We start from the raw sequence: 14,327 nt of genomic DNA on the forward strand, positions 1-14,327 counted from the left end.
AGGGAAAAGGTGAAATTGACTACCGGGGCTCGCGGTCTTGTGCACCGGCGGTGCCGGGAGCACGCTGAAAAGGAGCAGCGCCTTGGGGGGCAGCCTGTTCATTCTTCTTTCCATGCCCCCGCACGCACTAGGGGGAGAAATGCCGAGGAAGGCCAACGGGAGAGCGGACAAGAACGAACGGGGCGCCGGGAATCAGATGCCCGGTGGAGCGATGCCGACCGGCGCGAGCTCGTCGGTGAACGGAATGCCCGGCATGCCGGGAGCCGGTACTACGCCCGCGGCGGGAATGACCGGTGGTGGAGAGGCCGCACCTGGCATGACCGGCGGTGGTGGCGGCGCCGGTATGGGCCGCGACAGCCAGCCGCCCAGTCGGCGGCAGTGTGGCGTGATGGATGTGCACCGGCGGTTGCTGTCGACGTCGGCGGAGTACGTCGCGGCGCGTTCCTACCTGGAGAACGCGACCACGCAGTACGTCGCAGCGCAGCAGCGGTTCAGCGGTGTCGCGCACATCCCGGTGGTGGTGCACGTCGTCTGGAACACGGCCGCGCAGAACATCTCGCAGGCCCAGATCGACAGCCAGATCGAGGTCCTGAACCGGGACTTCCGGGCGACCAACACCGACATCGGCTTCGTACCGGCCCCGTTCACCGGGCTGGTCGCCGACGCGCGGATCGAGTTCCACCTGGCGACGACGGATCCGAACGGCAACCCGACCACGGGTGTAACCCGGACCCAGACGACGCAGACCGGGTTCAGCACGGACGACGCGATCAAGTCGTCGGCGACAGGTGGCATCGATCCCTGGCCGGCCGATCGGTACCTGAACATCTGGGTAGGCCAGCTCGGTGGCGGTCTGCTCGGCTACGCGCAGTTCCCGGGCGGCCCGGCCGAGACCGACGGCGTCGTCATCCTGCACAGCGGGTTCGGCACGAACGGTACCGCGGCAGCGCCGTTCGACCTCGGCCGCACCACGACGCACGAGATCGGCCACTACCTCAACCTGTTCCACATCTGGGGCGACGACGGCACCGGGTGCAGCGGGAGCGACGAGGTGGCGGACACCCCCAACGCGGGCGGGCCGAACTTCGGCGTACCGACGTTCCCGAAGCTGTCCTGCAGCAACGGGCCGAACGGCGACCTGTTCGTGAACTACATGGACTACACCGACGACCGCGGCATGGTGATGTTCACCAACGACCAGGTCGCCCGGATGGAAGCCTGCCTGGACACCGTCCGGACGGATCTCAACCAGGGCTCGGGCCCCGGTACCGCCGCACTGCCGACTCCCGCCGGGCCGGTCGTGTCGTGGGACGACAACCGGATCGACGCGTTCGTGCTCGGCACCGACCGGGCGACCTACCACAAGTGGTGGGACGGAGCCGCCTGGGGACCGTCCGTCAGCGGCTACGAATACCTGGGTGGTGTGTGCATGAGTGCTCCTGAAGTGGCGTCCTGGGGGCCGAACCGGCTCGACGCCTTCGTCCTCGGAACCGACCACGGGCTCTACCACAAGTGGTGGGACGGAACGGCCTGGGGACCGTCGGAGACCGGCTACGAAGCGCTCGGCGGCGTTTGCATGAGCCCGCCGCGGGTGGCCACCTGGGCGGAGAACCGGCTCGATGTCTTCGTGCTGGGGACCGACCGCGCGCTCTACCACAAGTGGTGGGACGGGGGTCAGTGGAACGACTACGAGTACCTCGGCGGGATCTGCATGAGCCCGCCCGAAGTAGTTGCCTGGGGCCCCGATCGGCTCGACGTCTTCGTGCTCGGCACGGACAACGCGGTCTACCACAAGTGGTGGGACGGCACGGCCTGGGGCGGCTTCGAGTCGCTCGGTGGCGTCTGCGCCTCTCCCCCGACCGCGGTGGCCTGGGGCCCGAACCGGCTCGACCTGTTCGTCATCGGCACCGACTCCGCGCTCTACCACAAGTGGTACGACGGTACGGCGTGGTCGGCGGACTGGGAGAACCTCGGCGGCATCTGCACGAGCGCGCCGACCGTCGTCTCGTGGGCCGCGAACCGGCTCGACGTGTTCGTCCTCGGTACCGACTCCGCGCTGTACCACCAGTGGTGGGACGGTACGTCGTGGTCCGGGTTCGAGTCGCTCGGCGGCATCTGCACCGAGGAACCGCGGGTGACGTCGTGGGGACCTGATCGGCTGGACGTCTTCGTCGTCGGCACGGACGGCGGGATGTACCACAAGTGGTGGGACGGAACCGCTTGGGGACCGTCCATCACCGGGTACGAAGCGCTCGGCGGCGTGATCAGCGACTTCAAGCTGGATCAGCCGGCGCCGGACCTGTTGCCGAACGGCGCCACTGCCGAGCAGGCGGTACTGAACTGAACACCCCGCAGTTGGTCGGGCGGTGGACGCACTCCTTCGAGGAGGACCACGACGGAGTGACCGTCTACCGCCGCGACGACTTCGCCTTCCCGCCGGCTCGCGGCCGGCGGGGGGTGGAGTTCCACGCCGACGGCAGCTTCACCGAACTGCAGATCGGCCGCGGCGACGCTCCGCAGAACGGGCCGGTGGGCCGCTGGTCCGAGTCCGGCCGCCTCCTACGAGCCACACCCACCACCCAGGCGAGCGGAGCGATGCCGGGCGGCGCCGGGATGCAGGCGGCGGGCGGGAGCGGCAGCAGTGGGGGCGGCAGTGGGGTGGTTGTGGCGGTGACTCCGGATCGGCTGGAGATTGACTGGGAGGAGTGAGATGACCGGTTCGCCTGTTCGGTACCTGGTGGTGCCGACCGAGGACGCGGCCGACGGCGCCAAGTCGGCCCGGTTCGGCGACAAGACGATCCTGTGGGGACCTGCCGATCAGAAGCTCGGCCGGGCGTCTCGGACCGCGCCCGGCCTGGTCCTCGTGACGCAGGTCGGCCGGAGCTTCCAGGACGAGTTCCCCGACGTCACGCCGCTGCTCGATCACGGCCGCCATCTGGTGATCTCGGCTGCCGACAAACCCCGGCGACGGCGCTCCAACCATTGCTGGCGGGTGGAGGCGTTGAAGGCCGGTATGACGGTTGTCGACGTGCCGCCGCGGATGGCCCGGCGCGCTGATCCGGTGGTTGCCACACTGGTCGGTGAGGTCGCGCCGGCGTCGTACCAGGCTGATCTGACCTGGCTGGCCTCGCTGCCGACGAGGCATTCGCTCAGCGCGTCGTTCACCACTGCAGTGGAATTCGCGGCCGCCCGGATGGTTGCCCTCGGCTACAGCACCACGCGTCAGGCGATCACCGTCGGGGCAGGGCATTCAGAGAATCTGATCGGTGATCGCGTCGGGTCGGGCACCGGATCGCGCGGGTTGGTGGTGATCACCGCGCATCTCGACTCGATCAACCTCGCGGGTGGTCCGGGCGGCGCAGCGCCGGGGGCCGACGACAACGGGAGCGGGGCGGCCGGAGTACTGGAGCTCGGGCGGCTGATCGCTAGCCGGAAGTGGGAGCACGACGTGCGGCTGATCCTCTTCGGTGGTGAGGAGGAGGGCTTGTACGGGAGTAAGCAGTACGTCGCTGGGCTGCCGGCAGCTGAGCGGGCTCGGATTCGGGCGGTGCTCAACATGGACATGATCGCGTCGAAGAACTCGGCTGCACCGACCGTGTTACTGGAGGGCGCGCCGGTGTCGTCGGGCCAGATGGACGAGCTGGCCGCGGCGGCTGCGACGTACACAGGACTGAAGGTCGAGACGTCGCTGAATCCGTTTGCCAGTGATCATGTGCCGTTCATCAACGCCGGGGTGCCGGCGGTGCTGACGATCGAGGGCGCGGACAGTGCGAACGGGCATATTCACTCGGCCGACGACAAGCTCGAGTTCCTCGACTGGGCGTTGGCGAGCGAGATCCTGCGGATGAACATCGCCGCGCTGGCCGGCTGGCTCGGCCTGGTCGGTGCGGCTGAGGCGCCCCGCCCGCAACCGGCCGGGTCAGCCGTGTCCTGGGGACCAGGCCGGCTCGACATCTTCGTCCGGGGCACCGATTCGGCGCTCCATCACCTCTACTGGGACGGCGGGACCTGGCACGACTTCGAGTCGTTGGGAGGTGTCATAGGGTCGGGTGGGTGACGGACCTTGACTGGAACGGTTGCCTGAACACTCGTGACCTGGGTGGGTTCACGACCCGGTACGCCGGGGTGACGCGCGGCGGGACGATGATCCGGACCGACTCCCCCGACAAGCTCGACGCGGCCGGCCGGGAGTCGTTGCGCGGCGTCGGGGCCGGCTTGGTGCTCGACCTGCGCTCGGACTGGGAGATGACGCAGCCACATCCGCTGGAGGGCGTAGCGGAGTACCGGCGGATTCCCTGGATCGATCCGGTCCGGGAGAAGCAACGGGTGCCCGAGGACGAGCCGTTGCTGGCGGACATCTATCGCGGCAGCCTCGATCGCAATCAAGGTCAGATCGGGCATGCGTTGCGGGCTGTTGCTTCGGCGGCTGAGGATCGGCCAGTCGTGGTGCATTGCAAGTCGGGCAAGGACCGGACCGGGCTGCTGGTCGCACTGCTGCTCGACCTGATCGGTGTGCCGCGGGCGGAGATCGCGGCCGACTACGCGATCAGCGAGGAGCGGCTCGGGGTGCGCGCCCGGATCGCCGAGTTGCCGCTCGAGGAACGCGCTGCGGCGGAGGTGCTGTCGCGGACTCTGCCGGAGACGATTCTGGATTCTCTGGAGTATGTCGATGCGCGGTACGGCGGGGTGCGGAGCTATCTGGAGCAGTGCGGGCTGACGACGGCTGAGATCCATCGGCTGGCAATGCGTTTGGTGGGGAGGCCGGTCGAGGCGGTGGTGTTCGACTTCGACGGGCTGCTGATGGACACCGAGACGACGCTGGTGAAGAGCTGGCAGTTCGAATGGGCCCAGCACGGTCTCCAGCTCGAGTTGGACGACGGCTTCTGGGCCGGGCACGGGGGCGATACGAAGGAGGCTCGGTATGCCCAGTTGGCTGCCTTGGTGCCGGACTTCGATCGCGAGGTGAGTCATGCTCGGCGGACGGCGTACCGGGATCGTCTGCACGAGGACCTCGACTTCCGGCCGGGCATCCACGCATGGTTGCTGGAGGCCCGCGAGCTCGGTCTGCGGCTCGCCATCGCCAGCAGTTCGGAGCGCTCGTGGGTGATCGGACATCTGGAGCGGGTCGGCGCGCTCGACCTCTTCGACGTCATCGCCGCCGGTGACGAGGTCACCGCGCACAAGCCTGATCCAGCGGTCTACCAGCTCGCGCTCGACCGTCTCGGACTCCCTGGTACCGCGACCGTTGCCGTCGAGGACACCCAGCACGGCGTCGCGGCAGCCCTTGCGGCGGGTATGGCAACGATCGCGATTCCCAATCCGTACGTGGCTTCAGTGACTGCCGATCTGGTGCTGAGCAGTGCCGGCGAGCTGTCGCTGAGCGATGCGTTGCTGGCTGCGTCGAGCGTTTGATCCTTCGTTTGAAGGGTTCGCGGCGCGCCGGGAGGCTGAGCTGCTGGACCCGCGGGTCGGTTACCTTGGGCAGAAGTAGGACCGCTGGGGGGCGGGCGCGGGGCTGGGGAGAGGGGACCTGCGATGACGCTGTTTCTGTTCGCCGCCGCTGCCGGCTTCACCCTGGCCGCAGTCATCACCGACAACTTGGCGATGCTGTATGTCGGCGTGGGGATCTGGATCGTCGGGGCGTTCTCCGCGCTGTGGTTGTGGTTCTGGCCGCGTCGCCAGGGCTTCCGTACGCCGGAAGCCGCCCGGCTGGCCGCCGAAGCGGGCAACCCGCACGCGATCCGGGCCCTGGCGATGGATGCCTTGAGCACTGGTGACGACGCCCGCGCCGAGCGGTTGTTGCTGGTCGCGATCGACCACGGCGACATCGACTCGATGTGGGAACTGGCCCGGCTGATCGAGCGGCGCGATGGAATCGATGCCAGCGACGAGTGGTACCGGATGGCCGCGGACAACGGTCACTTCGCGGCCCGGCGCTATCTCAAGCGCCGCGACCCCGCGTAACCGTCAGACCACGGACAGCGTCAGACCACCGAGAGCGGCAGCAGTTTCTTGCCGGTCGGGCCGATCTGGATCTCGGTGTTCATCTGCGGGCAGACGCCGCAGTCGAAGCACGGTGTCCAGCGGCAGTCCTCGACCTCGATCGCGCCGTCCTCCTCGAGCGCGTCCTGCCAGTCCTCCCACAGCCAGTCGCGGTCCAGCCCGGAGTCCAGGTGGTCCCACGGCAGCACCTCGGCGTACTCGCGCTCGCGCGTCGTGTACCAGGCCAGGTCGACCGGGGTGTCGGCCAGCGCCTTCTCGGTGGCGGCGATCCAGCGGTCGTACGAGAAGTGCTCGCTCCAGCCGTCGAACCGGCCGCCGTCGCGCCAGACCTGTTCGATGATCCGGCCGACCCGGCGGTCGCCGCGGGAGAGCAGTCCCTCGATGATGCCCGGCTTGCCGTCGTGGTACCGGAAACCGATCGCCTTGGCGTACTTCTTGTCCGAGCGGATCGCCGCGTTCAGCTTGGCCAGCCGGGCGTCGGTCTCCTCGACGCCGAGCTGCGAGGCCCACTGGAACGGCGTGTGCGGCTTCGGCACGAACCCGCCGATCGACACCGTGCAACGGATGTCGTTGCGGCCGGACACCTGCCGGCCGGTCGCGATCACCCGCTTGGCCAGGTCGGCGATCGCCAGCACGTCCTCGTCGGTCTCGGTCGGCAGGCCGCACATGAAGTACAGCTTCACCTGCCGCCAGCCGTGGCTGTACGCCGCTGCGACGGTCCGGATCAGGTCTTCCTCGGTGACCATCTTGTTGATCACCTTGCGCAGCCGTTCCGAACCGCCCTCGGGGGCGAACGTCAGACCGCTGCGCCGGCCGTTGCGGGAGAACTCGTTGGCCAGCGTGATGTTGAAGGCGTCGACCCTTGTCGAGGGCAACGACAGCGAGACGTTGCTGCCCTCGTACCGGTCGCCCAGGCCCTTCGCGACCTCGGCGATCTCGGTGTGGTCGGCAGACGACAGGCTGAGCAGCCCGACCTCCTCGAAGCCGGTCTGCTTGAGGCCGTTCTCGACCATGTCGCCGATCGTGGTGATGCTGCGCTCGCGGACCGGGCGGGTGATCATCCCGGCCTGGCAGAACCGGCAGCCCCGGGTGCAGCCGCGGAAGATCTCGACCGAGAACCGCTCGTGGACGGTCTCGGCGAGCGGTACCAGCGGCTTCTTCGGGTACGGCCAGGCGTCCAGGTCCATCACGGTGTGCTTGGCGGTCCGGTACGGGACGCCGGGACGGTTCGGGGCGATCCGCTTGATCCGGCCGTCGTCGAGGTAGTCGACGGTGAAGAACTTGGGGATGTAGACACCACCGGTGGAGGCGAGCCGCATCAGCACCTCGTCGCGGCCACCCGGACTGCCCTCGTCCTTCCACTCCCGGATCACGTCGGAGATCGCCAGCACGATCTCCTCGCCGTCCCCGAGCACCGCCGCGTCGATGAAGTCGCCGATCGGCTCCGGGTTGAACGCCGCGTGCCCACCGGCCAGCACGATCGGATCCTCGTCGGTCCGGTCCACGGCGTACAGCGGGATCCCGGCCAGGTCGAGCGCGGTCAGCATGTTGGTGTAGCCGAGCTCGGTCGAGAACGACAGCCCGAAGACGTCGAAGGCCCGGACCGGCCGGTGGCTGTCGAGGGTGAACTGCGGGATGTCGTTGTCCCGCATCACCTGCTCCATGTCCGGCCAGACCGAGTACGTCCGCTCGGCCAGCGTGTGCTCGCGCTCGTTCAGCACCTCGTACAGGATCTGCACACCCTGGTTGGGCAGCCCGACCTCGTAGGCGTCCGGATACATCAACGCCCACCGCACACTCGCCGAGTCCCAGTCCTTACTGACCGAGTTGAGCTCACCGCCCACATACTGGATCGGCTTCTGCACAGTGGGCAGCAACGCTTCCAGCCGCGGAAACAAGGACTCAACAGTCATCACAGAACTTCCCACTCGACGCATCCATACCACGCACCAGCCTAACGCCGGTACGCCCGGGCGCCCTCATCGCGGCCGGACCTCAGGCGGGAACCAGCCCATGGGCGGCGATGAACGCCCGCCATTCCGCGTCCTGCTCCGGGCTGAACCCGGCCGTGGGAACAGTCGACGCTCCGGCGCCCGCGAAGCGGAAGTTCCACTGGCCGGAAGCCTCCCGGAGCGACTTCACGGCACTCCAGGAGTACCGGAGGTCGGTGATCGCGGTCGCGATCCGGAGCCCCTCGTCGGTCAGCGTGTAGGTGTAGACCGGCCCGTACTTCCTGGCGGCCAGGTGTCTGATCACCCCGATCAGCTCGGGATACCCGATGAAAATCAGCCCCAGGACGTTGATGGCGCCATCGTCGATCACCAGTCCCCAGATCAGATAGCCGACGCCGGCCGCTCTCAACGCCCAGCCGACCCAGCGCATCTGCAGCCGGGCGTTCCGTAGCCGACGCCCCAGCGTCACCTCGACCGGCACCGCGATGTTCATCGTGTCTCCTCACCCCCGCCGCCGATCTGGACGGCTGGCGGAGCCTACAGCGCGCCGGGCTCAGCGGAGTGGGGTTTCTCGCAGGATTTCGGGGGTGAGGGCTGCTTCGACGCCTTCTCCTTCGACGACCTTCCGTAGCTCGGGGTCGGCGAAGAGGGGGCGGAGGTCGGCGGGGATGGTGGCGGGCGGGTCGGCGCTACCGACGTACTCGAGGTGTTCGGGGTAGTGGGCCAGGTGACCGGCGAGTTTAGGCCAGCGGAGGGTGAGGATGGTCCAGAGGGCGGTTTGCTGCTCCTGGAGGTGGTTGTCGGCCAGGTTGACCTCTTGGAGCGTCTCGATACCCCGCGCAATGCCGTAGGCGTTGACCAGGCGCTTCATCGCGCGCGGGTTCGGGTCGCGGCCCAGCAGCTGCTGGAACGGTTCCAGGGTGTGCTGGTTCTGTCGCTGGGCACGCTCGCTGACCATTTCGATGGCGAGGGTCTCCAGCCGGGCCTGCTCGTCGGCGGGGGTCCGGCCCGGGTTCGCCAGTACTTCCGCCCGCGCTTCCTCGCTCGTCTTGCCGGCAAGGTCGCGGCTGGCGGCGGCGCGCGCCTGCTTCAGCGCCTGCTCGTCGGGCACGCTCGCCGACCGCAGGATCCGGCCCCAGAAGTCGTTCAGCCGCTTGCCCGCCTGCGGCAGGCCGGTCGAGATCTGGAACGTCTTCTCCAGGAAGAGATAGCCGACCGGCTGGCCGGGCCCTCCCCCGGCGCTCACGAACTCGTCGTACTCCTTGGCGTAGCTGTCCGCAAGCCAGTCCCGGTCCGCGGCGATCACGTAGGTCACCGGCACGTCGCGGAAGAGCGTTTGGATGCCTTCCAGCAACTCCACGACGTACGGGCCTTTGCAGCGGTCGAGGTCGTCGATCATCACGACGACGTCGTGGTGGATCCACTTGGTGAGGTCGGCCAGGTGATCCTGCACTGTCCGCATCGGGTCGCTGGTGTTCGCCATGAACCGTCTGGCGCCCCGGGCGGAGGTGGTGAAGACCCAGCGGCCCATCGCATGCAGGAGGCCCCAGACGGTGAGCGCCGGGGTGATGATGGCGGCGGCGGTGACCACGTAGTCCTTGACCGTTGTCGGTGAGAACAGCTCCTCGTCGCCGGAAGCACCGAACCAGCCGGCCTGCCAGGCCCAGGTGACGGCTCCCGCGACGAGCAGCAGGGCGAGGTAGCCGGGCCAGCCACCCTTCGATCGCCACAGTCGCTCCCGGAGCCAGAGCCACGCGGCCCTCGGCTTGTCGAACTTCCAGAGTTCGCGGACGGCACCGGAGTACAGGGTGGTCATCAACCACCACCACGGCGGCTCGATCCGCTGATGGCGCCACGCATTGAACTCGACCACCACACACCGCTTCTCGCCTGCGTCCTTGTTGACTGTCCGCAGCTCGTCAGCAAGGAAGTTGAGCACCGAGGTCTTCCCTGCTCCCCAAGGCGCATGGAGATGCACGATGAACGCCCCACCCCGCGGTACCTCCGCCTGCCGACTGTTCTTGGTCTCCTCCTTGCGCGCATCCCGAATCCGCCGCCCCAACACCCGCGCAAACCCCTGCCGCCCCAACTCGTCAACCCGAGCCGGCCCATCAGTATGAGTAGGCACCAACTCCTCCCGCCGCTTCTTGCGGGCCGTCTCGACGGAGCCGGTTGCCGACGCGGTGTCGTCGGAGGCGGTTGTCGCGGCTTCGGCGGTTGCTGGTGTGCTGCTACTGCTGGTCGGCTCCGGTGGGACGGTGCTGGACAGGCTCAGCTTGCGGAGGCGCTCGAAGATCTTCGGGTCGAGTACGTACACGCTTGGCATCAGGCCTGGACGAGCAGCGCCATACCCGATGGCGATCGAGCGCAGCGAGTCCTCCGGACTCAGGCCACCCGCACCACTGCCAAGCAGCGGGAAGGCGGTGTCGCCAGCGTGGTCCGAACCATCGATGCGCGCAGCGAGCTCGCCGACAGTGTGAACAGCCTCGATAACGGTCTGGATTGTCGAGCCGCTGTCCGCCACCACCGCCGCGAGAAGGATCGCCTGCCGGCTGTCCGGAGGCGAGACCTCGACAACCTGACCTGGAGCGAAGACTTCGACCGGCCGCGAGATCCGCAGCGCGTCCAACCGATCCACGAACTCGGGCGCCATGCTGCCGGTGGTACTGCACGGCACCACCAGGACCCGTGCACCGCTCTCGAAGAGATCGCCGAGGAAGATCGCCACCCGGCGCCCCTCGACGCTGACCATCATCTGTTGCTGCTCAGCCATTCGCCCCTCCCCTGACGCAGAGTAGTGGCTGGGCAGCGGCTACGGACAGTGGTCAGGTCAGGTGGGTCAGGAGGAGCTTGTTGATCTGGTCGGGGTGGGAATAGGTGACCAGGTGGGCGGCCGACTCGAGGATCTCCAGGTGGGCGCCGGGGATCTGCATCGCCAGCGGGATCACCGTTTCGGGTGGGATGGAGGCGTCCGACTCGGCGGTGACCAGAAGGACCGGAGCGGTGATGTCGGCCAGGCCGGGGCGCAGGTCCATCGCGCCCAGGGCCTCGCAGCAGGAGGCGTAGCCCTCGGGGGAGGTGGTGAGGAGTTGCTGGCGGATGGTGTCGACCTCCGCGGCGTGCGCTTCGGCGTACTCGGGGAGGAACCAGCGGGCGAGGGTGGCCTCGGTGATCGCCTTGGTGCCTTCGGCGCGGACCTGGGCGGCTCGGTCGGTCCACATCTGCGTGCCGGCGGCCGGGTACGCCGGTGGGCAGAGGATGGCGAACCGGTGGAAGCGGTCGGGGGCATTCTCGGCGAGCCAGAGGCCGACCGCACCGCCGAGCGAGATGCCGACGTACGACGCCCGCTCGATCAGCAACTCGTTGAGCAGTTCGACGACGTCGCCGCCGAGGTCCTCGATCGTGTACGGCCCGTCGGGCGCCTCGGAGTCCCCGTGCCCGCGATGGTCGAACGCGATCACCCGGAACCGCTGGGACAAGACGTCGAGTTGCGGCGCCCACATCGCGTGCGTAGTACCGAGCGACGAGCCGAGCAACAGCACAGGCGCGTCATCAGGACCGGTCGTCTCGTAGTTGAGTCGCATGGGGCCCACACTACGAACGTTGCTAGCGTCGGGCCATGATCAAGGGTGTCCCAGGCCTGGGAAATGTCGTTGAGCTGGCCGAGGTGGTGCGGAACGGGTTCGTGGAGAGCCGGCATTTCGGGCTGGCGGTGGCGCTGGATCCGGACGGGAAGGCTCTGTACGCGGCAGGAGACGTGGACGCCGTCGTACTACCGCGCTCGACCGCGAAGCCGCTGCAGGCAGTGGGCTGCATCGTCGCCGGCGCCGAACTGGTTGACGAGGAGGCGGCGATCGCGGCCGGGAGCCATACCGGCGAGGACCGGCACGTCGCCGTGGTTGACCGGCTGTTGGCGGCCGCCGGCCTGGATCGATCAGCTCTCGGCTGCCCGCCGGACCGTCCCGAAGACGAACCTACCCGCTTCCGTTTGATTGCCGAGGGCATCGAACCTTCCCCGGTCCGGATGAACTGCTCCGGCAAACACGCCGCGATGCTCCTGGCAACCGTCGCCCAAGGCAACGACCCCGCCACCTACCTGGACCCCGACTCGCCCCTCCAGCGCACCATCACCACCGAGATCGAACGCCTGACGAACTCGTCCACCGGCGTTCTCACCACAGACGGCTGCGGCACCCCTCTACTCGGCATGCCGCTTTCCGGCCTGGCGGGAGCCTTCAGCCAGCTGGCAACAGCGTCAGCCAGCACTCCGGAAGGCAGGGTGGCAGCTGCGATGCGCCAGTACCCGGAGTACGTCGGCGGCAACGGCCACCAGAACACCGAGGTGATGCGCCGCCTCCCTGGCATCATCGCCAAGGGCGGCGCCGAAGGCGTAATAGCCATGGCCACCCCCGACGGCCACGCAGTAGCCGTCAAAGTCATCGACGGCAACCCCCGAGCCACCACAGCCCTAGCCCTGACCCTGCTGGGCAAGTGCGGTGTCGACATCACCCCAGCCGCCGACCTGCTCGCCCTGCCCGTACTCGGCGGCGGCCGCCCAGTCGGCGAGATCCGCCCAACGCTGTAGCCGGCTAGCGGTAGAGGGGTAGGGCGCCGGTTAGGGAGTCGACGGCTGGGCGAGGGCCGTGGATTGCCAGGGCTGTGTAGTGCAGGTCCTCGGGCTTGGTGCCGGACATTGTCGACTGGTACTGGTCGTAGGTTCGGGACCTTTGGGCTACCTGGTTGACGTCGTGGACTACCACCTCGGGGTGAATGGCCGCCGCTTCACGGAGTTCGGTCAGGCGGGCGGGGTCCGCCCTGAGGACGGGGATCGGATAGGCGCACATACCGGGGTGCGGGTTGCCGGCAGCGTCATGCGCCTCTGGGCCGACCAAGTCGGGCAGGTGCGAGCCGACGCCGACTCCGACGAGGGCCGCTGCGTTGAGTGCTACTCCGATGGGTGCGTCTGCGTCGATCACGACGACTAGCTTGTTCGCCAACACTTGGTTGACCGTAGCTGCTTGAGCGGGTGCCTGACGGCGATACCGAACGATATTCGGCCGATCTGCGAAACTGTCGGTTATGGACGAACTTGATACGGCGCTGCTGCGGATGCTGCAGAACGACGCGCGCCGGACCAACCGGGAGATGGCGGCCGAGCTGGGGATCGCGCCGTCGACGTGTCTGGAGCGGATCAGAGGACTGCGCGACCGCGGGGTGATCAGCGGGTACCACGCGGAGGTCGACCTGCAGGCCATCGATCGCTCCACCCAGGCGATCATCTCGATCAAACTCCGCCCGCAGGCGATGGCGACGGCCACCACCTTCCAGACCTACGTCCAGAAACTTCCGCAGACGCTGGCGATGTTCATGGTCTCCGGCGCCTCCGACTTCCTGGCCCACGTGGCCGTCAAGGACACCCAGGCGTTGCGCGACTTCGTCCTCGACCTCGCCAAACGCCAGGAAATCGCCGACATCCGCAGCTCCGTCGTCTTCGAGCACCACCGCCGAACCACGGTCCTCCCCCTCCCTGACCGCTGAACCACCGGCGACCGCCGGCCCAACGTGGCCGGTGGGTCTTCGAGTTCAGTTGCCAGGCTTGGCGAGGGTGGTGCGGGCCTTCTCGACGGCTGCTTCGGTGGCGCCGTCGAGTTCGCCTGGTTGGCCGGCCAGGACGCCGACGGCGAGGATCACGTCACCGATGCCGGTGATGGCCGAGTCGAACTCGAGGCCTTCCTTGGGGCCGCTGACGCCGGTCAGTTTGAAGGCGAAGGGCTCGTCGCCGAACTGGGGGGCGGGGATCTCGACGACCTCCATCTGGGTGGAGCCCGCGCCGTCCATCCGCATCGTCACCTTCGGGCAGGAGGCGACGGCCTCCTGGTACGACGTCTGCAGTTCGCGGACCGCCTTCGAGGTGCTCATCGAGTCGAGCGAGAAGTCGATGTACGGGCCTTCCTGGCTACCCGAGAAGGAGCGATGCACGCTCCGTTTGGAGCCCGGGGCCTCGTCGGCGTTCAGCAACTTGACCAGCGGCTTGCACTTGCTGGTCGGTGCGGAGAACGGCGTACTGCCCTCGCCGGCCGGATCGTCGCCCTCCTCGGAGAAGCCGCTCGGCAGCTCCTTCAGCTCGAGAAGTGCCTTGGTGAGTTCGGTTTTCGAGCGTTTGACCGGACCGGTCTCGGTCGGCGGAGCGGTCGGCGTACTCTGCGTGGGAGTCGCGGTCACCGAGGGTGCCGAGGTGGGGCCGGACGACCCACTGGGCTTGTCGCCACCGCAGGCGGCGAGCGTCAAGGAGAGAGCGGCGGCAACGGCGAGCGGGAACGACGACGCGAGCTTCATGACCCATCCAGAACCGTCGAGGGCGCAGGGAAGCTG

The 14,327-nt window shown here is 68.1% G+C and carries 13 protein-coding genes; 7 read left to right on the forward strand and 6 right to left on the reverse strand.

The annotated features are described in order from the left end of the window. The first annotated feature begins 139 nt into the window (after nucleotides 1-139). The 5 genes from AB0M15_RS28485 to AB0M15_RS28505 all read left to right on the forward strand — a co-directional run bounded on the left by AB0M15_RS28485 (nucleotide 140) and on the right by AB0M15_RS28505 (nucleotide 5,964). On the forward strand, nucleotides 140-2,344 hold the full coding sequence (locus AB0M15_RS28485; RefSeq protein WP_363824520.1) for a M43 family zinc metalloprotease: 2,205 nt from the start codon (nucleotides 140-142) through the stop codon (nucleotides 2,342-2,344). 56 nt (nucleotides 2,345-2,400) lie between these two features. Further along, nucleotides 2,401-2,709, forward strand: coding sequence for a hypothetical protein (locus tag AB0M15_RS28490; RefSeq protein ID WP_363824521.1), 309 nt, complete (start codon nucleotides 2,401-2,403; stop codon nucleotides 2,707-2,709). A gap of 1 nt (nucleotide 2,710) precedes the next feature. Then, the gene (locus tag AB0M15_RS28495) at nucleotides 2,711-4,057 is read left to right on the forward strand and encodes a M20/M25/M40 family metallo-hydrolase (protein ID WP_363824522.1); all 1,347 of its coding nucleotides are present in this window, start codon (nucleotides 2,711-2,713) and stop codon (nucleotides 4,055-4,057) included. Continuing rightward, complete coding sequence (locus AB0M15_RS28500) at nucleotides 4,054-5,412, forward strand: HAD-IA family hydrolase (protein WP_363824523.1); 1,359 nt, start codon at nucleotides 4,054-4,056, stop codon at nucleotides 5,410-5,412. Before AB0M15_RS28495 ends, AB0M15_RS28500 begins: the two co-directional genes overlap by 4 nt. A gap of 123 nt (nucleotides 5,413-5,535) precedes the next feature. Next, nucleotides 5,536-5,964 carry a hypothetical protein gene (locus AB0M15_RS28505; RefSeq protein ID WP_363824524.1) on the forward strand — a complete coding sequence of 143 codons (429 nt, stop codon included), beginning with the start codon at nucleotides 5,536-5,538 and terminating at the stop codon, nucleotides 5,962-5,964. Nucleotides 5,965-5,984: 20 nt separating this feature from the next. On the opposite strand, the gene AB0M15_RS28510 is transcribed toward AB0M15_RS28505, so the two are convergent. From AB0M15_RS28510 to pcaD, 4 genes are all read right to left on the reverse strand, one after another. Next, a complete protein-coding gene (locus tag AB0M15_RS28510) occupies nucleotides 5,985-7,916 on the reverse strand; it encodes a TIGR03960 family B12-binding radical SAM protein (RefSeq protein WP_363824525.1) in 1,932 nt (643 codons plus the stop codon). Between the two features lie 82 nt (nucleotides 7,917-7,998). After that, nucleotides 7,999-8,448 (reverse strand): YcxB family protein, encoded by a 450-nt coding sequence (locus AB0M15_RS28515; RefSeq protein ID WP_363824526.1) that lies wholly within the window; start codon nucleotides 8,446-8,448, stop codon nucleotides 7,999-8,001. A 60-nt stretch (nucleotides 8,449-8,508) separates the two neighbouring features. After that, nucleotides 8,509-10,728, reverse strand: a complete 2,220-nt coding sequence (locus AB0M15_RS28520) for a P-loop NTPase fold protein (protein WP_363824527.1) — start codon at nucleotides 10,726-10,728, stop codon at nucleotides 8,509-8,511. 52 nt (nucleotides 10,729-10,780) lie between these two features. Beyond that, nucleotides 10,781-11,539: a 3-oxoadipate enol-lactonase gene (gene pcaD / locus AB0M15_RS28525; RefSeq protein ID WP_363824528.1), complete on the reverse strand. Its 759-nt coding sequence runs from the start codon at nucleotides 11,537-11,539 to the stop codon at nucleotides 10,781-10,783. Between the two features lie 35 nt (nucleotides 11,540-11,574). On the opposite strand from pcaD, the gene AB0M15_RS28530 reads away from it, so the two are divergent. Further along, nucleotides 11,575-12,540 (forward strand): asparaginase, encoded by a 966-nt coding sequence (locus AB0M15_RS28530; RefSeq protein WP_363824529.1) that lies wholly within the window; start codon nucleotides 11,575-11,577, stop codon nucleotides 12,538-12,540. A 4-nt stretch (nucleotides 12,541-12,544) separates the two neighbouring features. Here the strand turns inward: AB0M15_RS28530 and AB0M15_RS28535 are convergent, their stop codons facing one another. Beyond that, nucleotides 12,545-12,955 (reverse strand): DUF2000 domain-containing protein, encoded by a 411-nt coding sequence (locus AB0M15_RS28535; protein WP_363824530.1) that lies wholly within the window; start codon nucleotides 12,953-12,955, stop codon nucleotides 12,545-12,547. A gap of 79 nt (nucleotides 12,956-13,034) precedes the next feature. Here AB0M15_RS28535 and AB0M15_RS28540 point away from each other — a divergent pair, with 79 nt between their 5' ends. Continuing rightward, nucleotides 13,035-13,493, forward strand: coding sequence for an Lrp/AsnC family transcriptional regulator (locus AB0M15_RS28540; protein WP_328321219.1), 459 nt, complete (start codon nucleotides 13,035-13,037; stop codon nucleotides 13,491-13,493). 45 nt (nucleotides 13,494-13,538) lie between these two features. On the opposite strand, the gene AB0M15_RS28545 is transcribed toward AB0M15_RS28540, so the two are convergent. After that, the gene (locus AB0M15_RS28545; RefSeq protein ID WP_363824531.1) at nucleotides 13,539-14,291 is read right to left on the reverse strand and encodes a hypothetical protein; all 753 of its coding nucleotides are present in this window, start codon (nucleotides 14,289-14,291) and stop codon (nucleotides 13,539-13,541) included. Nucleotides 14,292-14,327 lie beyond the last annotated feature (36 nt).

Origin of the sequence: Kribbella sp. NPDC051718 (assembly GCF_040681515.1) — a bacterium.
Lineage (GTDB): Bacteria > Actinomycetota > Actinomycetes > Propionibacteriales > Kribbellaceae > Kribbella.